Here is a 23,674-nt window from a genome sequence, read left to right as displayed (position 1 = left end):
TTGGTGGAATTTTAAATGCATTTGAAACTCAGGGTTTTCGCGGAACAGTTATTGGTCGCTTCCAATATCTTCATTTTGTTTCTACTGCTCTTCGAAAGCAAACTCGTGATCCCGGCCTGGCTGCAAACCATCGGCCGCATGCACCCGCTCATCCTGCACTTCCCAATTGTGATCCTGCTGCTCGCAATGCTGCTGGAATTCTTCCGTTTCAAGCCGGAATATGCGGGTAATGCATTTTATCGCAACTTTCTGCAAGGCTTGCTGCTCATCGGCGCGCTGTTCGCGGCGGTGACGGTGATTATGGGCCTTTTTCTGTCGCGGGAGGAGGGGTATGAAGGCGATACGCTTACGTTCCATAAATGGACCGGCGCGGGCATTTTCTTCTTCGCTTCCATTATTTACTGGGTAAGGAATGCGGGGTGGTACAAATCAGTTGCGGCACGGTCGGGCGCGTTGCTGACGGTTGTGGCGCTGGTGCTTACCGGTCACTACGGTGCCGCATTGACCCACGGCAGCAATTTCATCTGGGAACCCATTTCGAGTAAGCGCGAGATCGCCGAAGTACCGCTGGATCAGGCGGTTGTTTACAGCCATGTTATCCGGCCCATTTTGGAACAAAAATGCACCAGCTGCCATAATCCCGACAAACTGAAAGGCGAACTGATCCTCACCGACCCGCAATCGATCATGAAAGGAGGCAAATCGGGCAAGCTCATTGTGCCCGGCAATCCGCAAATGAGCCTGCTGTTGCAGCGCGTGCATTTGCCGATGGAGGAGAAAAAGCACATGCCGCCGTCGGGCAAGGCGCAGCTTACCTTGCAGGAGATTTCGCTGCTCACATTATGGGTGAAACAAAAAGCCGATTTTCAAAAGAAACTGACCGAATTACCCGACTCGGACTCGTTGCGCGTGCTCGCCGCAGCCTATCTGCAACCGCAAACCACGAAGGAAGAGTTTGAATTCCCCGCAGCCGATGAAGAAAAAGTAAAGGCCCTGAACACCGACTACCGCACCATTATGCCGCTCGCACGCGAATCGCCGGCGCTGGCGGTGAACATCTACAATGCATCCGGCTATAATGTGAAGCAGCTCGACGAGCTGGAAGACATCCGCAAGCAGGTGATTTCCCTGAATTTGAACAAAATGCCGGTGAAGGATAGTGATTTGAAACAAATTTCCAAATTTGAAAATCTTCGAAGGCTCGATCTGAACTTCACCGATGTGACGGCCGCCGGATTGAAAGAACTGGCTGGCTTGAAACACCTCGAAAGCCTCGCATTATCGGGTACCAAGCTGGATTTGAACGATTTGAAAGGTTTGCTGCCGCAGTTGAAGAGCGTGAAAACAGTGGCGGTGTGGGATACTAAACTGTCGGCCGCCGATGTGCAGCAATTGCAACAGGCCAACAAGGGCAAAAATGTGATCGGAGGCTTTAAGGACGACGGCAAGAATCCGCTTAAACTGAACCCGCCGCAAATGAAAAACGCCTCGCCCATCTTCCCGCATTCGCTGGTGGTGGACATTCAGCATCCGATCAAAGGTGTGGATGTGCGTTTCACGATGGACGGCTCCGAGCCGGATAGCATTCATTCGCCCTTGCTCGATCGTAAAACTGTGATCAAAACCAACACCACCATTCGCGCCAAAGCATTCAAGGATGGCTGGTACGGCAGTGATATGGTCACTTTCGATTATTATAAAAGTGCCTACAAGCCGGACAGCAGCACCTTACTGGCCCCGCTCAACCGCGTGCACCAGGCGGAAGGCGTGAAGACATTTTTTGATCAGAAATTGGGTGTTATCGGAGCTAACAATCCCGCCTGGGCCAACAACTGGGCGGGGGTTAGGAACAACGATATGGCATTCGTGTCGGAGTTTAAAAAGCCGGTCATGCTCTCATCGCTCGGCCTGCGTTACATGGTGGAAGAGGATACGGGCATTTTCCCTCCCGAACTGATCGAAATATGGGGCGGCACCACGCGTGACAACATGAAGCTGCTTACGAAATTCAAAGCGCCGATGCCCGTGAAAGGGGAGAGGGCCTCGCTGCGGAGCATTGAAGGGTCATTTAAGCCGCAGGAGGTTTCGTACATCAAAATCGTGGCCAAGCCGCTCAGCAAGATACCCGCATGGCACCGCAGTAAGGGAAACCGCGCATTATTACTGGTGGACGAAATGTTTTTGAACTGATAAAATTACGCTTTGCCGGTCCTGCGCCACATCTCCGCGCAGGCCCGCGCATTGTGGTAAGGGCATTTCCAGAAATTGATCTTGTCGCCCTTCACCGGCGTGCCATCTTCCTTCACCGTTCCGAACCATTCGCCGCGCTCGTGGTCGATGAACTCGTTCACGATGTAATCCCAGCTTTTTTCGGCCTTTGTTTTGAACTGCGCATCTTTGGTGAGCTGATAGGCATTGTAGAAACCCACCAGCTGCTCCGCCACGACCCACCAGCTGCGATCGGTTTGGGTATGCTTTGTTTCGGGGTCGTATTCGTAATTCAATGCACCGTCGGCGCCTAGTCCCTTCGCGGCCGTGGCGGCCATGGCGATGGATTTCTGCTTCATGCGGCCGATCAGCTTTTCATCGTGCAGTATTTCAGCGGTTTCGAACAGGAGCCACGACGCTTCGATATCGTGCCCGTACGAAACGATATTATCCTTCGCTTTCCATTGCTCGTCAAAGAAAAGCTGCATTGTTTCGGTTTTGGGATTTACAATGCGTGTGATAATCGTGTCGAGCATACCGGCGGTCTGCTTTTTGAGTCTGGCATCGGGCCACACGCTGTACAGATTGGTGTAGGCTTCCACCAGATGCAAATGTGTGTTCATGCTTTTGTTCCACGGACTTTTACTGAGGATATAATCGTCGGTAGCCGACCAGTCGCGTGCAAATGCTTCGCGATAACCGCCGTTTACGGGGTCGAATGCATGTTTTTCAATGATTTCAAAAAGGGATTGCGCCTTTTCGAGCGCGGGCTTGAAGTGCGTGACGCGGTAATATTCCGCTAAACCGTACATCGCGAACGCATTGCCGTAGATCTGCTTCTTCGTTTCCAGCGGCGAGCCATCCGCATTCACCGACCAATACACGCCGCCATGTTCGGGATCGAAGAAATGCCTGGCAAGCTGCTGGTACGCGCGGTCGGCGAGCGTCAGGTATTTAGCCTCTTTCAACAGCCTGTGCGCCAGCGAGAATGTCCACAAGATCCGGCCCGTGAGCACCACCGACTTCGCGGCATCCTTCACCGGCTGGTTTTCATAATTTACACGACCGTAAAAACCGCCTTTTTCGGAGTCCAGCCCGTATTTTTCCCAATAATCGAGGATGGCGATAAATTCTTTCTTAAAAGCTTCGGGTGTAAATGCGGCCATGGTTCCGGGTTGGTTTTTAGGAAAAAGCGCCAGCGGGCCGGTTCATACTTGCGCCAAAGAAAAGGCCCGACGCGGATCGCATCGGGCCTTTGCCGGTATCGGGGGGGCTGCTAATCGCCCTGGTTTTCTTCCAGGCTTTCGTGATTGTCGCCGCCGAGGCTGTAATAATTGTTTTCTTCGTCTTCCCGGCCGATCGCCTCGTCTTCATCGTCGTATTCGGCGCCGGGCACGTCCAGGTCGTCGCCTACCATGTCGTCTTCAAACGACTTTTCATTCCAGTCGTCGGCGTCGAGTTCCACCGGGCGCTTCGCTCGGGAGATATCTTCCGGGTCGATGTCGGGGTCGATCAGGCCCTGGCGGTAAACATCTTCCTCCGCAGGGTAATTTCCGGGAAGTTCATCATCATATAGTTCGTCGTCCTTATCGTATGGGTTCATAGCTGTAACAGTTAAGTTTACTAAAATAATCGGGTAGTTGATTTGTGTATTTCGGGGCTTTGTTTAAAAAAGCATTCCCGACGGTTTTTTGCCCTGGTGCGCCGGATTAGCCGGTTATAAAAAAGCCATGCGGCGCTTTTAACTAAAATTAATGTTTTCACCCAATTTTAACGATTGCATGCAAAGAAAATTAATCCGGTCGACCGGTGCGCTGGCGATGCTGGCTGCCGCTACCGCGTTGTTCGGTTACCGGAACGAAACTGTTGAAGGCCCTTCGAAAAAACCGCTTTACGCACCCATTGAAGCAAAAGACGTGAAACTGCCCGCCGGGTTTTCGGCCACGGTACTCGCCACCGACCTCGGCGCTACCCGGCACATGGCGGTGGGTAAAAACGGCGACATGTATGTAAAGCTTTCCAAACTCAAAGACGGCAAGGGGATTTACCTCCTGCGCGACACGAACGGCGACGGCGCGATTGACGAGCAAAAGCTTTTCGGCGATTATCCCGGCACGGGTATCGCCATCAAAAACGGCTACCTGTACAGCTCCTCCAACAAAGGCGTATTCCGCTATAAACTGAATGAGAAAGACGAGATCATTGATTTCGACAAGCCTGAAAATATCGTAAGCGGCCTGGCCGATCATGGCCGCGACAATGCAAAACCTATTACGCTCGATAACAACGGGAATATTTACGTAACTGTGGGGTCATATAACGACAACTGCCGCGAGGCCGGCTCTGCAAAAGGAATGTCTCCCTGCACGATCCTCGACTCGGCGGGCGGCATCTGGCGCTTCAAGGCAGGACAGCAAAATCAGCAGTTTGCCGACGGCACCCGTTATGCAACCGGCGTAAAGAACGCAGTGGGCATTGATTGGGACAACAAAACCAATGCATTGTACGCCACGTCGCACGGCCGGGGTAAGTTCGATGATATGTACCCGCAATATTACACCCCAAAACACAGCGCCGAGCTGCCTTCCGAAACGCTTTACCGGCTGAAAGAGGGCGACGACGCAGGCTGGCCGTACATTTATTACGATCATTTCCAGCACAAAAAAATGCTCGCACCGGAATATGGCGGCGACGGCAAGAAGACCGGAGGCGAAAAGGCGGTAGACCCGCTGGTGGCATTCCCGGCGCATTTGGGCCCCAATGCGCTGATCTTCTACACCGGTAACATGTTCCCGGCACGCTATCGTAATGGCGCATTCATCGCGTTCCACAGCCAATCGGCCGAACTGAAAAAAGGTTACCTGGTTGCTTTTGTGCCATTTGTGAACGGTAAGCCTGGCAAATGGGAGATTTTCGCCGACAATTTTGCCGGTACCGACCTCGTGAAGCCCACCGGCCCCATTCAGCACCGCCCATGCGGGCTCGCGCAGGGCCCCGACGGGGCGCTGTACGTGACCGACGACCTCAACGGCACGATCTTCAAGATTGCCTACAAAAAGAAATGATCAGAGGCTCATGCCTCCATCCACGAATATATTCTGACCGGTGATGAACCGTCCTGCTTCCGAACAGAGCAGGACGGCCATTGCGGCGCAATCCTGCGGATCGCCAAGGTCGCCGGAGGGCGTTCCCATGCGTTGGTCGATGCGTTCGGGCACCTGCGGCACATCCTGGTCGAGGCGCGGCGTTCCGATCACGCCCGGGGCCAGGTTGTTGACGGTCACATTCTTATCGGCCAGCTGCATGGCCAGATTCTGCACCATATTCAGCACGGCCGACTTCGTGGCCGCATACACGATCATTGCCGGGTGCGGCTTCACCTGCTGCACGCTGCCGATCGTCACGATCCTTCCCCAACCATTGGCCACCATCGCGGGGGCAAAAGCCTGCATGAGCAGCAATGTCGATTTGAAATTGGTATTGATCTGAGTGTCAAAATCTTCTTCGGTAACCTGCTCCCATTCACAGGGAATTTGCGCGGATGCATTGATAATGAGAACGTCCGGCGCTTTGCCCGCATTCTTCACCTGCTCAGCCACCGAAGCGACGCTTCCTTGCTCGGAAAGGTCGGCATTGACGAGCATCACTTTTCCACCTTTTTGCTTGATTTCGTCCGCAACGGATTCCGCTTCGGCGCGGTCGCTGCGGTAATGCAGGATGATATCTGCGCCGTATTCGGCCAATGCGAGTGCAATTCCTTTGCCTATTCCCTGGCTGGCACCGGTCACGAGCGCGGTTTTACCGTTGAGCTTAAATTGATCGGATAATTTCATAGGTACGGGATGGTTAGACTCTCGGCCTATACCAATCCCGTGCCAAATCGGCGTATGAGGCGTTTTCAGGGGTTGGTCAACGTGGCAAATGCGCGTACCGGAAATGTGCCAACGCCCTTGAACTTAGGCGGTACCGCGCTGAACAGGTAACCCGAGGCCGGCAGTTTATCCAGATTGCAGAGATGTTCGACGATCAGGATTTCGGCTCCGAGCAGCGTGGTGTGTACCGGGCGGCTGTTGCCACGGGTGTCGTCGACATTGTGGCTGTCGATCCCCACGAGCTTCACGGCGCAGTCGCGCAGGTATTCGGCGGCTTCGCGCGTGAGGAACGGGTGATCTTCAAAATAGGCTTCCGTGTTCCAGTGCTTCGACCAGCCGGTGTGCACCATGACCGCCTTGTTACGGATTTCGAGGTTTTGAAAAAATCCGATCCCGATTTCGAATGCTCCGGTGGCATCGATCGTCACCGCGTCGAGGTTCGCAAATGCTTCCAGCTCCACTTCGGAAAGATCCTTGCCATGCGCGTAACGATGAAACGGGCAGTCGATGTACGTGCCGGTATTGCTCACCATTTCGATTTTGCCGATCTGAAATTCAGTTCCTTCTTCGTATTTCCCTTTCGAATCCTTCCGGCTCAGAAAATCACAAATCACCGGCGCAGGCAGCCCTTTGTAGGTGACCAGGCCGTCGAAAATCGTGTGGCTCAGGTCCACCAGGTGTTCCGTTGAGATCAGGTTCACGGGCTTGCGCTTGTGCGGTTCCTGAATGTAAAACTTGTCAAGAATCGTAACCTTGCCCACCATGAGCAGGCGAAGGTCTTTTACGATATAGTCGGCCAGTTCGGCGTCCGAAATGGTTTCATCCGCAATGTCGAGCCGGAAATCCTGCCCCTGAATGCCGCCGCCGTTGGTAAATGCAATGTCAAAATCAAAAACTACCCTGTGGTCCATGCGTTAAAATAGGTATTTCAAAAGTCGGTGTCAGGCCTGTCCAGCTCCATTTCCTTGATCCAGATATTTCGGAAATACACATCATGGCCTTCCGATTGCAGTTTCAGGCCGCCGGGCGTGTCGGTAATGCCCTTGCCGCCGTCGTTACCGCCATCGATGCCGGAGTTTTTACCGCCCCACACCTGGCTGATTTTCTGGTTGGTATGCACTTTCTTGCCATTGAAATACAAAGTCACCATCGGCTGTTCCACCAGTTTGCCGTCCTTAAACCGCGCCGCGCGGAACAGAATGTCGTACGAATTCCACTTGCCAACGCCATTGTAAGCATAGTAAGGTGATTTGGATTCGTTGATCACCGCGGCCATGCCGTGCGAGGTGGTGTCACCATCGAGCACCTGGATTTCGTAGCGGTTTTGAAGGTAAACGCCGCTGTTACCACCCGGTTTCGTGATCAGGAATTCCACGTGGGCGCGGAAATCCTTGAATTGCTTTTTGGTTACAATATCCGCCGCGCCGTACAGTCCGCCGGCAGAAGCCGGGTCGTTGGCATTAATGACCGTTCCCTTATCGACCGGGTCGTTCACGACGGTCCATTTAATCGGAGGCTTGGCCGCGAAACGTGGTCCTTCCCAGTAAATCCATTTGTCGTCGAGCATTTTGCGGCTGCCGTCCAGGTATACTTCGGCTCCTTTCGGCGCCTTCACACCTACGCCTACCTGCGCGTAAGTGACGCCTATGCATGCGATGGCGATCGCCTGGCCGAGGAAAATGCTTTTCAGTTTCGAGAAATGTTGCTTCATATGAATGGTTGTTTTTTATACTGATGGCTTACCGCGAATGTGCCGGCAACGGATATAAGGGCTTGAAATTTTAGAATTACTCACCTTCCGGCTACAACTTCTCTTCGAAAAGCTTCAAAATGCGCTTGTACTCGTCGGTCCATGACGAAGCCTCCACAAACGCGTGGTCCTCCATGGGGTACGACGCCAGTTCCCAATTGCTTTTCCCAAGCTCGATCAGCCGCTGCGAAAGGCGCACAACGTCCTGGTAATGCACATTCACATCCACCATTCCGTGGCAGATCAGCAGATGGTTCTTCAACCCTGCGGCGTGGTAAATGGGCGAACTTTTGCGGTAGGCGAGGCTATCGGCCTGCGGTTCGTTGAGGATGTTTGCCGTGTAGGCGTGGTTATAAGCAGCCCAGTCGGTGACCGGGCGCAGGGCGGCACCGGCAGCGAATACGTCGGGCGTGGTGAACAATGCCATGAGCGTGATGAAGCCGCCGTACGATCCGCCGTAAATGCCGATCTTTTTGGGGTCGATGCCGTACGTTTTCACGAGCCACTGAGCGCCGTCGGTGTGGTCGGTGAGATCTTTGCCGCCCATGAAGCGGTAAATGCCCGTGCGCCAGTCGCGGCCGTAGCCGGAGCTGGCCCGATAATCCATGTCGAGGACCGTGTAACCCTTGTCGGTGAGCAGGTTATGAAACATGTATTCGCGGAAATACTGGCTCCACCACTTATGTGCATTCTGCAAGTAGCCCGCTCCATGCACGAAGATGACCGCCTTCCCGTTGGATTGCTTCGGCTCGTACACGCGTGCGTAGATATCCTGCCCATCGCCGGCTTTAACGGTTACCACTTTGGCCTCGCGCCAGGGATAGGAGCAGAATTCCGGCGACACGGAATGCGTGATCTGAAGCGGCGCGGCGTTTTTTGCCCCAGTATTATCCAGCAAATAGAGCTCCCAGGGCGAAGTACTTTGGGAAAAACGGATGGCCAGATGCTTTTCATCGGGCGAGAGCGTCATCTCGTGCGCGCCGGGCGTTTGGGTAAGGCGCGTTCTGGCACCGCCCGCTGCCGCCACCCGGTACACATGCTGCTCGCCGGGGTGTACTTCGTTGGTAATGAGGTAAAAAGTCTTTTTATCTTTGGACAATACTACATTTTGGACCTCAAAGCGGCCCGAGGTCAATGCGGTTTTTTTGCCCGTGCTGATATTGAATGTGTACAAATGCGAATAGCCGGTCGTTTCGCTCTGGAAATAGATCGTCTGGTTGTCGAGCCAGCCGATTTCGCCGGCACTTTGCGGATAGCCGCCAATCCCCGGCCCGCCGATCCACGCCTCGTCGCGCTGGCGGTCGAGGAGTTTGAGCGAAAGCGCGGCGGGGTCGAAAGCCATGATCCAGCGGTCCTTGCTATCCAGCGAACGGACTACTACCACGGCCTGCTGCCCATTATCCGACCAGAATGGCCCGTGAAAAATCACTTTGCGCTCTTTTTTCTTCGAAGCAGTGTCCGATTTGGGGTAGTCTTTGAGGTAGTCGGGTTTGTCGTAAATGCCGGGAATGTCGGTTGCCGCCACTTTTCGTGCAGTATCCTTTTTTACATCATATACCCAAAATTCAACCTCGGCGGCGGGAGCACCTACCTTCGTGCGGGCAGGAATTTCTTCCGTGAAACCGCTTTCGGTCACATAGTTCGGTACCTCGGTCGATTTCGCGCTTTTATCGGCTTTCGTGAGCCGGTAGGTGACGAAGAGGCCATCGGGGCTGAGCTGCTGGTTCGAGATGTTCTTGTCGCTCAGATAAATTTCCTTCGGCCGCGCAGGCTTGTCGGCATCTGTGATTTTCTTGCCGGCATCTTTCTTCTCCTTCCGCTCTTTCAGCACTTCGAACAATGCCAGCTGATCGGCTTTCAGGAATTTTTCCTGCCCCGATTCCTTGCTATCCGCCTTTTTGGTTCCTTTTTTGAAATCTGTCCGCTGGCTGATGAGCCCGGAGTTCAGCGCGACGCTGAAAAGGTTATCATCCCGTTCGAAAATGACGGAATTTTCATCCCCGCTGAATGCCGGCTCGGTTTCCCTTTCGGTTGTGTTGGTAAGCTGGCGGATGGAGAAATCCTTGTAGTTGACGATGAAAATATCACCGTTCTTCTCGTAAAGCCGCATGGTTCGGCTGCGGTTGTAAATGCCGTTTTTACCGGGCATCCGTCGCCGGTCGGCGGGGGGAACTTTACTGATCTTTTTGCCCGAAAGTGAATAGCCGTACAGCGAATCGGCCGGGTTTTTATCCGGGTTCCATTTGAAATACACCGTTTTAGAATCGTCGGCCCAGGTAATGTCGGTCGGTGAAGTCCCGATCCACATTTTCGGATCACGCATGATTTTCTCGACGGTCAGCGGGGCGAGGGATTGGGCTTGGAGGTAGGTGAAAGAAAAGAGTGTAAAAAAAATGGAAACGTAAAAGTGCTTCATGGTTTAAGTTTCGGAATGAGAAAATCGTTAGCTGCTGTGGGCAACTTTTTTATCCTGGTAGGGGATAGCCCTGATCAGGCGAATGTTGTTGTATTCTTCAATGACGACCGTGTCTTCGGCCGCAATTACGCCCCGCTTGATCCAGTTGCTGACGGTCTGCGTGTTGGGGATATTGAACCGTCTGCAATACTCAGCCACGGTCACCCAGTCGTGCAACTCGTAAATCCTGCCGTCCTTGGACAGGTAGTTTTGTGCCTTCGTTAAAGTTTCCCTTGCGACTTGCAGCAGTTCGTCGAGCTGCTCAGGTCTTTGTTCCGTGATAGTTTTCATAATTCCTCCCTGCTATTTTCCTTGTTCCAATTCTGCAAGCACCTGCAAAAGTTTAGAGATCACGTCCAGGACCTCGTCGACTTGCTGGGGGGGCATCTCGTGTTGAAAATCCCTTAAATACTGGCGTAGCGCGGCAATCCGCATCCGGACCTCCATTGCATTCATAGTGTGCGCATTTTTTGTTACAATATACAAAATGTTACGCTTCGTAACGGAATTCTGACGGCTATTTGATTTCTATCGGACTCGAAAGTGCTATTTTTGAGCGTATCCCTTAATCTGATGAATTCAATACGCTCCCTTATTTTGGCATCAGCCGCACTCCTGGCTGTGCTCGCATGCTCCCGACCGGAAGGTTCGGCTCCCGAAAAAGGCGTCTCGTTCGCGCTCAACCAGTACCGTAAGCAGCATATCGACAGCATTCGCTACGCCATCGAGCTGGATATTCCTGCCGGGAAGGCGGGGAAGATTGTGGGGAAGGAGACGATATCGTTTCATCTCGATGCGCTCGATTCGGCGCTTGTGCTGGATTTTAATGCGGATGCAGGGCATTTGCTGGATGTGCGTGTGGGAGATGAGCAGGTAGGGCACCAGTTTGTGAATGAGCATATTGTGATTGATCCAAAGCATTTAAGAAAAGGCAGGAACGAGGTGGTGATCGATTTTGTGGCGGGCGATCAGTCGCTGAACAGGAGCGAGGATTATCTGTACACCCTGTTCGTTCCCGACCGCGCTTCGACCTGCTTTCCGCTTTTTGACCAGCCGAACCTTAAAGCGTCCTACCAGCTCACGCTGAAAATGCCGGTGGAGTGGGAGGCGGTTTCAAATGGAAAACTGAATGCACAGACAACCTCAAACGGTAAGCGCATTTACGCTTTTGAGGCCACGAAGCCGGTCAGCTCGTATCTTTTTGCATTTGCCGCCGGGAAGTTTTTCAAGGAAACCAGGACGCAGGATGGCCGCGAAATGACCATGTACTACCGCGAAACCGACACGACGAAGGTGAACCGCAACCGCGACGAGGTTTTCAGGCTGCATGCACAGTCGCTCACCTGGCTCGAAGACTATACAAGCATTGAATATCCTTTCGGGAAGTTTGATTTCGTGCTGCTGCCGTCATTCCAATATGGTGGAATGGAGCATCCAGGGGCCGTTTTTTACAATGAATCTGCGCTGTTCCTGGATGAAAATGCATCGGTTAACCGCAAAATGGCCCGCGCGAGTGTGATCGCACACGAGTCGGCGCACATGTGGTTCGGCGACCTGGTGACGATGGACTGGTTTAACGACGTTTGGCTGAAAGAGGTTTTTGCCAACTTCATGGCCGCCAAGATCGTGCATCCCAGTTTTCCGGAAATCAACCACGATTTGCGCTTCCTGCTCGCGCATTATCCGAACGCCTACGACGTGGACCGCACTGCCGGAACGAACCCGATTTTACAGCAATTAGGCAATCTTAAAAACGCCGGAACGCTCTACGGGGCGATTATTTATATGAAAGCGCCGATCGTGATGCGGCAGCTGGAACGTAAAATCGGTGAGAAGATGATGCAGGAAAGCCTGCGCGAATACCTGAAAACCTATTCGTTCGGTAATGCACGCTGGGACGACCTGATCGGGATCATCGACAAGCGTACGCCGCAGGATATTGCCGCGTGGAGCAATGTGTGGGTGAAAACGCCCGGAATGCCCCAATATCAAGTCGAAAACGGCCAGCTGGCCCAAATGCAGGATTCGGTTTCAGGCCGGGTTTGGGAGCAGCCGCTCGTAATGAAAACCCTGCCCGAAGCAGGTGAAGGTCTGGCATTTCCCAATCAGGATGGAACGGGTTATGGGTATTTCAAAATGGATTCCGCCAGCAAAGCATGGTTTTTCAAACATTACGATCCTGCGGCTCCGGCTTTGCGCGACCCGGTGTTCCGCGGCGCCATGCTGGTGAATGGGTGGGAAGGAATGCTGCGCGGCGATGGCCCGGCTCCGGCCCAGTTCGTGATCCACACGATGAATGCATTGCCCAAAGAGCAAAACCCGCTACTGGTCGATTATCTGCTGGGTAATTTGCAAACAACCTGGTGGGTGTTTTTGAATGCGGATCAGAGAGCTGAATATCAGGTCCGAATGGAAAATAAAATATGGCAGTTGTTAAACTCAACTACCGATAAGGGTATTCAAACTTCATATTTCAGGGCATTCAAGGCGCTGGCGCTTACCGATGACGGCTGGCAAAAAATGCACGGCATCTGGACCGGCAAGCTGGAAGTGAAGGGCCTGGTTCTGTCCGAAGACGATAAAATTTCACTGGCCTACGAACTGGCCCTGAAAGGCAAGGGCGATCCGAAGCTGATTTTGCAGACGCAGCTGAATGCCACGAAAAACCCCGATCGTAAAGCCAGAATGCAGTTTGTCATTCCCGCGCTGAGCACCAGTGAAGCAGAGCGCGATGCCTTTTTTGAAACCCTGAAAAAGGAAGAAAACCGCGAAAAGGAAGCATGGGTGCTCGATGCATTGGCCTACCTGCACCATCCGCTGCGGACGCGCAGTGCATTGAAATACCTCCGGCCTTCGCTCGACTTGTTGCAGGAAATCCAGTTGACAGGCGATATTTTCTTCCCGACCCGCTGGCTGCACAGCACCTTCGCGGGACATTCGTCACCGGAAGCTGCTGCCATCGTGCAAGCGTTTTTGAAAGCGCACCCGGGCTATCCTTATTTCCTGAAAAACAAAATTTTACAGGCAACCGATATGCTCGATCGCTCGGTAAAGCTTACCGCAGCCAATGGCCGCAGCTAGTCGAAAATGCCGTTCATAGCGGTAAGGATCACCGGTTTACCGTCGGTGACGATAATCGTGTGCTCGTGCTGGGCCACATACCCGCCGCGTGAGCCTACGAGCGTCCAGCCGTCGCGCTCCGTCGCGGCGCTTGTGGAAGCCGTGGAAATGAATGTCTCGATGGCGACCACGCTGTTCTTGCGGAAGCGCGCGGTATTGTAGCGATCGTAGTAATTGGCAATTTCGTGCGGTTCTTCGTGCAGGCTGCGGCCTACGCCGTGGCCCGCCAGGTTTTTGATTACCTTGTAACCCGATTTTTTGGCCTCCGTCTCAATCAACCGCCCGATATCGGCGATCCGCACCCCGCCTTTTACCTGGCCGAGCGCCTTGCTCAGAATGCGTTTCGACGCGCTTACCAGCTTCCCGTGCCCGTGGATGTCTTCGCCCAGCACGAACGAGCCGCCATTATCGGACCAGAAGCCATTGAGCTCGGCGGATACATCGATGTTCACCAGGTCGCCTTCCTGCAAAATCTTCGTTTCGGACGGTACGCCATGCGCGATTTCGTTGTTCACGCTGATGCACGTCCAGCCCGGAAACCCATAAGTAAGCCGCGGAGCTGATTTTGCGCCCAGGCTTGATAGCATTTCGCCTCCGAAATCGTCCAGTTCCTTCGCGCTCATGCCCGGACGGGCGTGCTCGCGCATGGCGCGTAACGTGGTTGCCACCGCGCGGCTGGCTTCCTGCATTCCTATTAGTTCGTGTTCTTTATTGATGGACATAATGCCGGTATTAATTCAGTACTTTCTTCTTTTCAATTTCTTCAAAAGCCCCGTCCCACAGCCCGATACGCTTTTCCAGGGAGGCGATCGTCGCTTGCCCGGCTTCCTGCCAGGATCGTTCGTCATCACCGCACAGGTTTGCCGTCATTTGCAGGGCCAGGTGGCTGTGGTGGTCGCCATCTACTTCGATATGGCGTTCAAGGTAATATTTAAAAATGGAAATACTGTCGGGAAAATGGCGGTGAATGTCTTCGATCATCGACATGAACATGCCCGGAATGAGGTCTTCCCGGCCGAAGGTGAATGTGGCAGCTTGCAGGTGGCTCCGGCCTGTGCCGATCGTGTCAAAAGTGAAGCGGACAAAATCCCGTGCGTGAGCGGGAGTGCCTGCGGCGTCGAATGCCAGTGAAAAGTCGCCGGATTGGCGCAGCACTTCAATGAACCGCTTGATTTCCGACGTATCCGCGCCGCATTGCTCCATGGCATCGAGATAAAGCTCGAAATGGCTTTTCACCCGGCCGTCCATATCCACATCCGATTCCTCCCCGGTCACGATTTCATTGATCAGGTGGCGCGTTTCGCCGTCGCCCGTCGGAAACCAGGGTACAGCAGTGCAGGTCAGGCTATTTTGTAACGATTTAAGCAGAGACATGAAATCCCAAACGGCATACACATGGTATTTCATGAATATTTTCAGGTCCTCGATGTCGTTGATGACCGAGTAAACTTTGTGCCGGATAATTTGTTGCCGCAGCGGCTCGATGTCTTGCTGAATTCTGGTGATGTGCTCGTTCATTGTTTTGTTATGTCTCCCGGTAGTAACCATTGTTGGCCCGTGATTGTTCAATGCCGCAAAGTAAGCACGCAGCGCTAATGGCGCGCAGCGTTTATCCTAAGTGCCGGGAGACAATTAGTGAAAGGCGCGCAGCCCGAAAGCTGAGCGCCCCTGCCGGCGGTTATTTGAGTTTACCGCGGGGAGTATTTGACAAGGTCGATGCCGATGCCATTCGGGTCGACGATCGCGAAATGCCGGTCGCCCCAGGGCTCGTCGCGGATATCGATCTTAATCTCTACGCCTTTGCCTTTGACTTCGTTGTACAATTTATCCACGTCGTCGACCTCGATCGTCAGATACATGCCCTGGCCCTGGAATGCCTTGTGGAACAGCGGCTGCTGCGAGGGGTGGTCGGGCAGGAGAAAGCTGATCTCGGAGCCGCCGCCCGGCGTGTGCAGGAGCAGGTAGAACTCGTTTTCGAATGTGACGCCGAAGCCGAGTTTTTCGGTGTAGAATGCTTTGGTTTCAGCGATTTTGTATGTGACGATGCCTGCGTTCAGTTTCATTTTTCGGTTGTTTTGAGTTGATGGTTTGGTTTGAGAAAATGCATGCCCGCAAATGCAAGCCAATGCGAAAAGAATGATGAGCCGTTTCATAATGCTGCCGTTTTGGTGTTTGTTGATGATACAAATGTCGGCAGCAACAGCGAGGCATAATTGTAAAAAACGGACATTGTCACCTTCCGAAAGCTTTGCCGGGCGTTACCCCATACAAATTTTTGAATTCTTTGATGAAATGCGCCTGGTCGTAATAGCCATTATCGTAAAAGAGCTTGTTTTCGCGCAGGCTTTGCTGCGAGGGTTTTGCCCTGAGGATGTTCTGAAATCGCACCACCTGGCTGAAAGTCTTGGCGGAATCGCCGATGTAAAACTCGAACAGGCGGCGGAGCTGCCGCGGACTGAGGCCGGTGTCGAGATCTTTTTCGACATTTAATACACCAAAATTTTGCAGGATAATGGCCAGCGCGCCGTAAAGCCGTGGGTCATGATCGAATTCGGCGCTTTGCAGCAGTTTAAGAAAATACCGATCGAAGCGGGCTTTAATGTCCTTTTCCGGTAAATCGGGACCGAAATCCGAGGCGATAAAACGGGCCGTTCGGGGGATCACCACGTCCAGATTTTCGAAACGATTGCTCAGTCCGGCTGCGTTTACTTTGAAGAGTTGGGGGAGCATCGTGGGTAAAAAACGTACACCCACGTAATCGAAACTGTTTTCAAGCGGGAACTCCGTGTATTTTTTACAAAAACCCATCACGAAATTTTCGCGGGGATTATTCAGCTCAAAGAAAATGTCAATGCAACCATCGGCCACAACGCGGTAAAAGAAAGGCTCGTCGAGTGGCTGCGTAGTGCGGAGTCGCCAGTAGCAGTAAATGATGCCCTGCAAGGCCGTCTCGGGCAGAAATTCGCGGTAAGTGACATGCTCGGCCGATTGCTTTACCGTCGGTTGAACGGGAATATACAGTCCGCGTATGTCCGGCGTTTTGTCCATTTTTCAAGGCAGTTTTGAGTTTGAGATGATGCGTCGTGATGCTTCCCTGGCACGGGTTTTGAAAATTGATAAATATGTATTTATTTGTAAATCAATATTTTCCCCACTACCTCGATTCCTTTTTTGCCGGGCCAAGGCAGCCCCGGTAATTGGCTGCTGCTACACGACTTTCAATTTAATATATACACAACTATGAGCAAAGCGTTAGATAATCTCCGTTTGTACGCAGGTGTTGTAAGGAGAGTAGGATACACCCTCACATTAGGCATGTTGAACTCCGGTTCCCGCGACGAACTGCTGAAACTTTACAATAGCTACAACGGTCACTCGCCCTCCGGCCAAGACACCCCCGTCGACCCGTTTATCATCCCCAAAACCGATGTTTTTGAGCTTTTCGGCAACGACACGGCCGCCTATGAGGGCGTCTACGAATGCGGTTTCGGGCATACGACGGAGTTTGAACTCAAAGTGATCAGTAACCTTGTCAAAAAATGGAACCCGCGCCGGATTTTTGAAATAGGCACATTTCAGGGGCGCACCACATTGAATATGGCGCTTAACAGCAGTGCTGATACAGAGATTGTTACGCTCGATCTGCCCGCGGACGAACTGGATGCGACCAAAATGGAAATCGAGGAAGGCGAGGTGAGATATGTGAAAAAAGAGGTCTCGGGCGAGCGCTTTATCGGGCATCCGGCAGCGGCAAAAATACGGCAGATGTTCGGCGATTCGGCGTCGTTCGACTTTACCGATTACGCTAGCTCCGTCGACGTTGCATTCATAGATGGCTCCCACGCCTACGAATATGTACTCAACGACAGCGAAAAAGTCCTCACCATCATGCGGAGAGGCGGCCTTATGATCTGGCACGACTACACCAACTGGCCCGGCGTATGGACCGCCCTGAATGAATTGTACCAGAAAGATGTGCGTTTCCGCGGCATCAGGCACATCGGCGGCACCAGCATTGCAATCCTGACGATTTGAGTAGATTCCCTGGCTCCGCTGTGGAGCGCCATCATCCTACGTATATCTGTCAACGGTTTGCGAGCACATCCCTGGTTTCCATCAATGTGAAACCGAGGAGGTTGAGACCTTTCCATCGCGTGGGGTCGTTTGCGAGAGTATCATCCGCCGTAAGGCCGATCCCCCAAATTGGGTCCACCGGACTAGCCTCCACTAGAATCCGGTCGCCAGTGTCTAACAGGAATGCCGTGAGCGGCGGATTCTGGGTGAACTTTTGGATACTTCCTTTTAAAACAATGGATTGACGGTGCATTATCCAGGTTTGTTCGTCGAAATTTTCTACCATTCGACCCAATGCCTTGGCTTCGCCCGGCGACGCGCAGGCTATGATCCGCTCACGAAGCGTGTCATTGCCAAACAGTCTCGCCTTTTCGGCCATCATCCAATGTTCTGACGTGCGATACGAAGCATCGTCGATGGGTAAAAGGGGACTGCCACCATTGGCTCATACAGGACTGAGTAATATCACCATTGCGGGCGGGCTGATGCCCCCAGAAATGAAGAAATTTAAGTCTTTGCTGCTTACCATATTCTTCGATAAGCCAGTCGAGATGATATTTCATATTAGAGTTAACTTATGTGGATCGCATATGTTTTTGGACCCAACTCTCAAGGTATTATTTTTTAATCATACGTAAAAAAGCAAATATCACTATGAGCAACAGAACCTTAGTAGACGCTTACATCAAAGAGCTGGAAGCCGAGTATACTTCTACGCGCAAATGCCTGGAACGCATTCCGGTGACTTCACTGGACTTTAAACCGCATCCCAAATCCATGGAGATGGGTTACCTCACGCTGCTGGTGGCCGAAATTCCGCTTTGGATCACATTCATGGTCGAGAAAGGTGAGGTCGATTTCGCCACTTACGAGCGTTTCGAGTTCACGACGGCCGAGGAATTGCTTGACCATTTCGAGGAGGTTTTCAACGGCGCACGAAAATCGCTGTCCGGCATTACCGACGACGATCTGGACGCGCCGTTCCACCTCAAACGCGAGGGCCAGATACTATTTACCCAGCCCAAGCGCGAAGGTATCGGTTCGACGATCAATCATTGGGTCCACCACCGCGGACAGCTCACGGTGTACATGCGCCTGAACGACATCGCGGTCCCGTCGATCTACGGTCCGTCCGCTGACGACCGCACCTTCTGATCAATGCGGTGGGCCGAAGCGGTCGAATTGTTCTTTTTTCAGTTCTTCGAGGATCGCCTTTGTGGATTCGAAGCTTGTGTGCTGGAATGCGCGCAGGCCGAGGGTTTTGGCCATGTTGGCAAACATAATGCGGTCGTCGAAATACACGCACTGGCTGGGTGTTGCCTGCGCAATGCCCATTGCCAGTTCGAAAATCCTTGGATCGGGCTTGCGCATTTTTACTTCGCACGATGAAATGAATGCATCGAAACAAGTGTGCAGCTTGAACTTCTGAACGCGGTAGTCGTTCAATTCCTTCCCTTCATTATTAATGGAAATAATGCGGAACCCGCAATCCTTCTTCCATTCTTTGAGCCACGCCAGCATTCCGGGCAGCTCCACGGATTGCGAATACATAAACTCTTTGAAATCCTCCCGAACGAAATCGCGCGGGTGGTTAAATATCACCGTGTCGAGATATTGGTCGAGGTTAACGCTCCCGATTTCGTAAACATTGAAAATGAAGTTATGGAGCTGGTCCATTTCCTTGTAATTGAGGCCAAACTTTTCCGCCGCCAGGATGCGGGACTCATGTCCCCAGCCGTTGCTGAGCAGAACGCCGCCAATGTCGAAAAAGAGGATTTTGAGATCGCTGATCTGCATGGTGATGGTCGTGTATTTTGGTCAAAACGGATGGCCGCTAAGATAGCCATAATCGCCACAACGTAAGCTGAAATGCAGCTTATTTCACAGCCCGTTTGGCCCAGTTGAAAATCGTGGAGTAAACCTCGTCGCGTACGGGCTGGCGCGAAAGGATGAGGTCGTGCATGCCTCCCTGCACCGCCTGGATGCTGTATTGGCCAATGATGTTCTGCGCCTGCCGGGCCACGTCGTCCACATTCAGGACGGCATCTCCCGTGAAAAAAGCGTCGCTCCATTTCTTTTCGTCGATGGATTTGGCCGAATGCAGCACCAGCACCGGCTTGTTGATCGTAATGCCTTGGGTCAGGCGCTCCTGCCCGTTGAGCACCGCGCGTATCCAGCCCAGGTTCACCGGCGGGGCTACAAACGGTTTCAGTCCCAGGCTGTACGACCATTCACCATGCGCCGTCACGTGCAGGCTTTCGCCGTAAAGCGGGTTAATATCGAGGTCGAAACTGGTTTCAGGGTGTTTTTCAGCCCTTTTGAGGAGCAGCGGTAATGCAGTCTTTTTCAGTCCGGATTTGACATTCAATGCAAACATCGGGCTGTTGAGCAGCACCGCATCGAACTTTTCCCGGCCGGCCCGCTCGCCTGCATACAGCGTAACGACGAGCCCACCGAGCGAATGCCCACTCAGAAGCACCTTTTCGTTGCCTTCTCCCTGAATGACGGTCAATGCGGTGTCGATATCGGCGTAGTATTCGGAGAGATCGCGGACGTTACCGATTTTTTGGTGGCCGAGCCACGAGCGACCGCATTTGCGCAGATCGACAGCGTAGAAATTGTAGCCCGCCTCGCTATACCGGCGTGCCATTTCTTCCTGAAAGAAATAATCATTGAAGCCATGGACGTAAAGCACGGCCCGCGCGCTTTTTTCGGGCGCCGTTTTGCGAATGATGGTGCAGGTTACGCTGCCTTCATAGTCGGAAGGCTGGACCACCGTTGCCTGCTGGAAACCTTTGCCGATCAAATCCCCGAAATAGGTTACCTGCGCATACGCTGCGCCGGTGGAAAGCAGTAAGAGGAGGAGTAAAAGGCGGTGTTTCATGGAAATAAGTGCAAATCAGGCGTAAATATAAAACCTGCGACACGGTACGGCAACTTCGCCGGTGCAACTTTGCGGCTATTCGATCTTTTTCAGCTCGGCCCCGCGGTCGGGTTGGAGGTTCACTTTGCCGAAATCGGGGTGGGTATTGTTCTCGATCGTGAAGCCTTTGGCTATATCGACCTCGATCGTGAGTGCGTCGGTAGTGAAGTTGAAAACGTGCCCGCCCGATCGGCGGTCGTCCGCCAGATAATGCAGATGAAACCCTGGCACATTGGTACGGGCCAGGTAGGGTGGCAGCAGGAAGCCGCTGCAAATGCCTTTGGTATTTTTTAATTCAAAAACCACCTGATTGTGCTTCAAATGCTCGGGCAGGCTGAGGTAGGGCCGGGTGGCCGGTTTTTCCGCTCGCGTGGTCATGGTGGGGAAGCTGCCCGAAATCCTTAATGCGTAAATTCCGTTCGGGTTGAGTACGCGGGTGAGGTGCTCCTGCATTTTTTCGTAGGTAAGGCCCTTGCCGCTGAGCTGGATGACGGTATCGGCTTTGAAAAACTTCACAAATGCCGCGGAGGTGCTGTCCGAATCGGGTACTTCGCTCACCGACCCGTCGTAGGCGATTTTGTACACATGCCCATGGTCGATCAGCAGCTCGCCATCGACCCTGTTGAAAGTTCCGACGCCAAAATCGCCCTTCTTTTTCAATTGCCCGATCGTGAGATCACCGTCAAACACGCCCGCCATCAATGCGTCGATGATCGAATATTGGTACATAAAGTCGTTTTCGGGCATTTGCGGAGGCGCTTGTGCAAAGCTGCCGGAGGTAAAACAGGCCAGGAATAGGGCGATCGGCAGGCGTGTCAATGCGCTTTTAGCAAACAAAAAATGACGAAACATCATGGGCAAGGGGTTTGGAATGGTTACAAAAGACGGTATACCGTTAAATTTTTGCAAAGGCGCGCTGAGATAATCTATTCAAAGGTTTTTTGAACCATGCCGGGGATATTTTGGAGAATAGTGGGAAACCCTGGCGCAACTCCGCCGCCAGGCTGTGATTTCGCTTCAAACGAAGTCCAGAAGCAGGTCGGCAGCGGCTCGGGAGGACTAAAAAATATATACATTTTAATAAATAGTTTAATAAAATTGTAAATCTTACGTCCTCGAACAGATTACACATTAATTGAAGAATTACAAATGGCTAAGTCAATCGGAAAGAAGAAAACAAACGCAACCATCGAACCTGCCGAAGATGCCGGCACGCCTGTCGCGGCCCAATCGGTGAATGCGGTGGAAACCATTAGCCGTTTTACAGACTTCGATATACACTTGTTCCGTCAGGGCAAGCATTTTAAGCTATACGAGAAGCTGGGGTCGCATGTGATGGAGGTGAATGGGGTAGTAGGGACTTACTTTGCCGTATGGGCTCCTAATGCTACGTATCTGTCGGTAGTCGGGAACTTCAACGGCTGGAACCACGGCAGCCATTCGCTGGCACCGCGGTGGGACAGTTCGGGTATCTGGGAAGGCTGGATTCCGAATGTGGGGGTAGGAGAGGTTTATAAATACTACATTATATCCAGCAACGGACAGCACCTCGAAAAGTCGGACCCGTTTGCGCTCTGGTGCGAAGTGGCGCCGCGCACGGCTTCCATCGTGTGGGATACGTGGTACGAATGGGAAGACTCGGAATGGATGAAAGTCCGCAAGGAAAAGAATAAGCTGAACGCGCCCATTTCGGTGTACGAAGTGCATTTGGGCTCCTGGCAGCGCGATCCGTCGGACCCCGAGCGGCATCTTACCTATAAAGAAATTGCCGCGAGCCTGGTGCCTTATGTGAAGGAAATGGGCTTTACGCACGTGGAGCTGATGCCGATCATGGAGCACCCTTACGCGCCGTCGTGGGGCTACCAGATCACCGGCTACTTCTCGTGCTCGTCGCGCATGGGTACGCCGCAGGAGCTGATGTACCTGATCGACCAGCTGCACCAGGCGGGCATTGGTGTGTATATGGACTGGGTCCCGTCGCACTTCCCGGGCGACGCGCATGGCCTTTTCCGCTTCGACGGCACATCGCTTTACGAGCACGAAGACCCGCGCAAAGGTTACCATCCCGACTGGAAAAGTTATATTTTCAACTACGGCAGAAACGAAGTACGCTCGTTTTTGATCAGTAATGCCATATTCTGGCTCGATCGCTACCATTCCGACGGCTTGCGCGTAGATGCGGTGGCCTCGATGCTTTACCTCGACTACTCGCGGAAGCACGGCGAATGGATTCCGAACGAATTCGGCGGTCGCGAAAATCTCGAAGCGATCTCGCTGCTGCGCGAAATGAATGTGGCTGTTTACACCGAATTCCCGGATATTCAGACGATTGCGGAAGAGTCAACTGCCTTCCCGGGCGTATCCCGACCGGTTTTTGTAGGCGGACTGGGCTTTGGCATGAAATGGATGATGGGCTGGATGAACGATACCTTGAAGTATTTCGAAAAAGACCCTTCGTTCCGCAAGTGGCATCAGGACCAGCTGACTTTCAGTTTGGTATATGCATTTTCGGAAAACTTCATGCTGCCGTTCTCGCATGATGAGGTGGTGTACGGCAAGAAATCGCTCATTAACAAAATGCCGGGCGACGAATGGCAGAGATTCGCGAACCTGCGGCTCATGTTTACCTACATGTTCACGCACCCGGGCACGAAGCTGATGTTCATGGGCGGGGAATTTGGACAAACTTCCGAATGGAACTTCCAGCAAAGTCTCGACTGGCATTTGCTGGAACACGCGCCGCACAAAGGCATTCGTGAATGTGTAATTGCCCTCAACAAGCTGTATCGCGAAGAGCCGGCCTTGTTCGATTACTCGTTCTCGCACGATGGTTTTGAATGGATCGACACGCAGGACCGGGAGAATTCGGTGCTCGTGTACGCCCGCAAATCTACCGACCCGGCGCGCAACGTGATCGTGGCGCTCAACCTGACTCCCGTGCCCAGGAAAAACTACCGCGTGGGTGTCATTTCCGAGGGAAGCTGGCAGGAAATATTCAATTCCGACGCCGAGGCATTCGGGGGCAGCGGCATCATTAACTACGACCCGGTGACGGCCGAAAGCCACCAATGGCACGGAAAAGCCCATTCGCTGATCCTCGATCTGCCTCCGCTGGGCGCGGTGGTGCTGAAAAAGGTAGCTCCAACACGAAAATAAATGATGGACGGAAGCAACGCGGTAGTCGCTTTATGGTGTCAGCCGTTTACTTAATTCGTCCACGATCTTGAGGCAGGGGCTGTGGTCTCTGCCTTATTTTTTTACCTTTGCCGTTC

At 52.9% G+C, this 23,674-nt stretch carries 21 protein-coding genes; 6 read left to right on the top strand and 15 right to left on the bottom strand.

What is annotated here, in order from left to right; all coding sequences use genetic code 11:
* The first annotated feature begins 15 nt into the window (after positions 1-15).
* Positions 16-2,190 (top strand): c-type cytochrome domain-containing protein, encoded by a 2,175-nt coding sequence (locus DFER_RS09725; protein WP_015811451.1) that lies wholly within the window; start codon positions 16-18, stop codon positions 2,188-2,190.
* Between the two features lie 5 nt (positions 2,191-2,195).
* On the opposite strand, the gene DFER_RS09720 is transcribed toward DFER_RS09725, so the two are convergent.
* Positions 2,196-3,374, bottom strand: a complete 1,179-nt coding sequence (locus DFER_RS09720) for an AGE family epimerase/isomerase (RefSeq protein ID WP_015811450.1) — start codon at positions 3,372-3,374, stop codon at positions 2,196-2,198.
* Positions 3,375-3,484: 110 nt separating this feature from the next.
* A complete protein-coding gene (locus DFER_RS09715) occupies positions 3,485-3,811 on the bottom strand; it encodes a hypothetical protein (protein ID WP_015811449.1) in 327 nt (108 codons plus the stop codon).
* Positions 3,812-3,989: 178 nt separating this feature from the next.
* Between DFER_RS09715 and DFER_RS09710 the strand changes: the two genes are divergently transcribed.
* Positions 3,990-5,273 carry a PQQ-dependent sugar dehydrogenase gene (locus tag DFER_RS09710; protein ID WP_041736280.1) on the top strand — a complete coding sequence of 428 codons (1,284 nt, stop codon included), beginning with the start codon at positions 3,990-3,992 and terminating at the stop codon, positions 5,271-5,273.
* Here the strand turns inward: DFER_RS09710 and DFER_RS09705 are convergent, their stop codons facing one another.
* The 5 genes from DFER_RS09705 to DFER_RS09685 form a co-directional block, all read right to left on the bottom strand.
* The gene (locus tag DFER_RS09705; RefSeq protein ID WP_015811447.1) at positions 5,274-6,041 is read right to left on the bottom strand and encodes an SDR family NAD(P)-dependent oxidoreductase; all 768 of its coding nucleotides are present in this window, start codon (positions 6,039-6,041) and stop codon (positions 5,274-5,276) included.
* 65 nt (positions 6,042-6,106) lie between these two features.
* Positions 6,107-6,991: a cyclase family protein gene (locus DFER_RS09700; protein ID WP_015811446.1), complete on the bottom strand. Its 885-nt coding sequence runs from the start codon at positions 6,989-6,991 to the stop codon at positions 6,107-6,109.
* Between the two features lie 17 nt (positions 6,992-7,008).
* Positions 7,009-7,791: a 3-keto-disaccharide hydrolase gene (locus DFER_RS09695; protein WP_015811445.1), complete on the bottom strand. Its 783-nt coding sequence runs from the start codon at positions 7,789-7,791 to the stop codon at positions 7,009-7,011.
* A gap of 91 nt (positions 7,792-7,882) precedes the next feature.
* Positions 7,883-10,246: a S9 family peptidase gene (locus DFER_RS09690; RefSeq protein WP_015811444.1), complete on the bottom strand. Its 2,364-nt coding sequence runs from the start codon at positions 10,244-10,246 to the stop codon at positions 7,883-7,885.
* Positions 10,247-10,273: 27 nt separating this feature from the next.
* A complete protein-coding gene (locus DFER_RS09685) occupies positions 10,274-10,576 on the bottom strand; it encodes a hypothetical protein (RefSeq protein WP_015811443.1) in 303 nt (100 codons plus the stop codon).
* Between the two features lie 282 nt (positions 10,577-10,858).
* Between DFER_RS09685 and DFER_RS09680 the strand changes: the two genes are divergently transcribed.
* Complete coding sequence (locus DFER_RS09680; RefSeq protein WP_015811441.1) at positions 10,859-13,366, top strand: M1 family metallopeptidase; 2,508 nt, start codon at positions 10,859-10,861, stop codon at positions 13,364-13,366.
* On the opposite strand, the gene map is transcribed toward DFER_RS09680, so the two are convergent.
* The 4 genes from map to DFER_RS09660 form a co-directional block, all read right to left on the bottom strand.
* On the bottom strand, positions 13,363-14,127 hold the full coding sequence (gene map / locus DFER_RS09675) for a type I methionyl aminopeptidase (protein ID WP_015811440.1): 765 nt from the start codon (positions 14,125-14,127) through the stop codon (positions 13,363-13,365). The two genes, DFER_RS09680 and map, sit on opposite strands and share 4 nt — an antisense overlap.
* Positions 14,128-14,137: 10 nt before the next feature.
* Positions 14,138-14,923 carry a DUF3050 domain-containing protein gene (locus DFER_RS09670; RefSeq protein WP_015811439.1) on the bottom strand — a complete coding sequence of 262 codons (786 nt, stop codon included), beginning with the start codon at positions 14,921-14,923 and terminating at the stop codon, positions 14,138-14,140.
* Between the two features lie 170 nt (positions 14,924-15,093).
* On the bottom strand, positions 15,094-15,558 hold the full coding sequence (locus tag DFER_RS09665) for a VOC family protein (RefSeq protein ID WP_041734907.1): 465 nt from the start codon (positions 15,556-15,558) through the stop codon (positions 15,094-15,096).
* A 79-nt stretch (positions 15,559-15,637) separates the two neighbouring features.
* The gene (locus tag DFER_RS09660) at positions 15,638-16,453 is read right to left on the bottom strand and encodes an AraC family transcriptional regulator (RefSeq protein WP_015811437.1); all 816 of its coding nucleotides are present in this window, start codon (positions 16,451-16,453) and stop codon (positions 15,638-15,640) included.
* A 192-nt stretch (positions 16,454-16,645) separates the two neighbouring features.
* Here DFER_RS09660 and DFER_RS09655 point away from each other — a divergent pair, with 192 nt between their 5' ends.
* Positions 16,646-17,440: a class I SAM-dependent methyltransferase gene (locus DFER_RS09655; protein WP_015811436.1), complete on the top strand. Its 795-nt coding sequence runs from the start codon at positions 16,646-16,648 to the stop codon at positions 17,438-17,440.
* A gap of 49 nt (positions 17,441-17,489) precedes the next feature.
* Here DFER_RS09655 and ybiA read toward each other — a convergent pair whose 3' ends face one another.
* On the bottom strand, positions 17,490-17,861 hold the full coding sequence (ybiA, locus tag DFER_RS09650; RefSeq protein ID WP_229206223.1) for a riboflavin biosynthesis intermediates N-glycosidase: 372 nt from the start codon (positions 17,859-17,861) through the stop codon (positions 17,490-17,492).
* A 272-nt stretch (positions 17,862-18,133) separates the two neighbouring features.
* Between ybiA and DFER_RS09645 the strand changes: the two genes are divergently transcribed.
* Positions 18,134-18,634, top strand: coding sequence for a DinB family protein (locus tag DFER_RS09645; RefSeq protein ID WP_015811435.1), 501 nt, complete (start codon positions 18,134-18,136; stop codon positions 18,632-18,634).
* On the opposite strand, the gene DFER_RS09640 is transcribed toward DFER_RS09645, so the two are convergent.
* The 3 genes from DFER_RS09640 to budA all read right to left on the bottom strand — a co-directional run bounded on the left by DFER_RS09640 (position 18,635) and on the right by budA (position 21,257).
* A complete protein-coding gene (locus DFER_RS09640) occupies positions 18,635-19,276 on the bottom strand; it encodes an HAD family hydrolase (RefSeq protein ID WP_015811434.1) in 642 nt (213 codons plus the stop codon).
* Between the two features lie 79 nt (positions 19,277-19,355).
* Positions 19,356-20,363, bottom strand: a complete 1,008-nt coding sequence (locus tag DFER_RS09635; protein WP_015811433.1) for an alpha/beta hydrolase — start codon at positions 20,361-20,363, stop codon at positions 19,356-19,358.
* A 75-nt stretch (positions 20,364-20,438) separates the two neighbouring features.
* Positions 20,439-21,257 (bottom strand): acetolactate decarboxylase, encoded by an 819-nt coding sequence (gene budA / locus DFER_RS09630; RefSeq protein ID WP_015811432.1) that lies wholly within the window; start codon positions 21,255-21,257, stop codon positions 20,439-20,441.
* A gap of 294 nt (positions 21,258-21,551) precedes the next feature.
* On the opposite strand from budA, the gene glgB reads away from it, so the two are divergent.
* Positions 21,552-23,558: a 1,4-alpha-glucan branching protein GlgB gene (glgB, locus tag DFER_RS09625; protein WP_015811431.1), complete on the top strand. Its 2,007-nt coding sequence runs from the start codon at positions 21,552-21,554 to the stop codon at positions 23,556-23,558.
* The last annotated feature ends 116 nt before the right edge of the window (positions 23,559-23,674 follow it).

It is taken from the genome of Dyadobacter fermentans DSM 18053, assembly GCF_000023125.1.
In the GTDB taxonomy this organism is placed as follows: domain Bacteria; phylum Bacteroidota; class Bacteroidia; order Cytophagales; family Spirosomataceae; genus Dyadobacter; species Dyadobacter fermentans.
The sequence above is the reverse complement of the archived record's forward strand: the minus strand, read 5'-3'. Positions and strand labels throughout refer to the sequence as shown.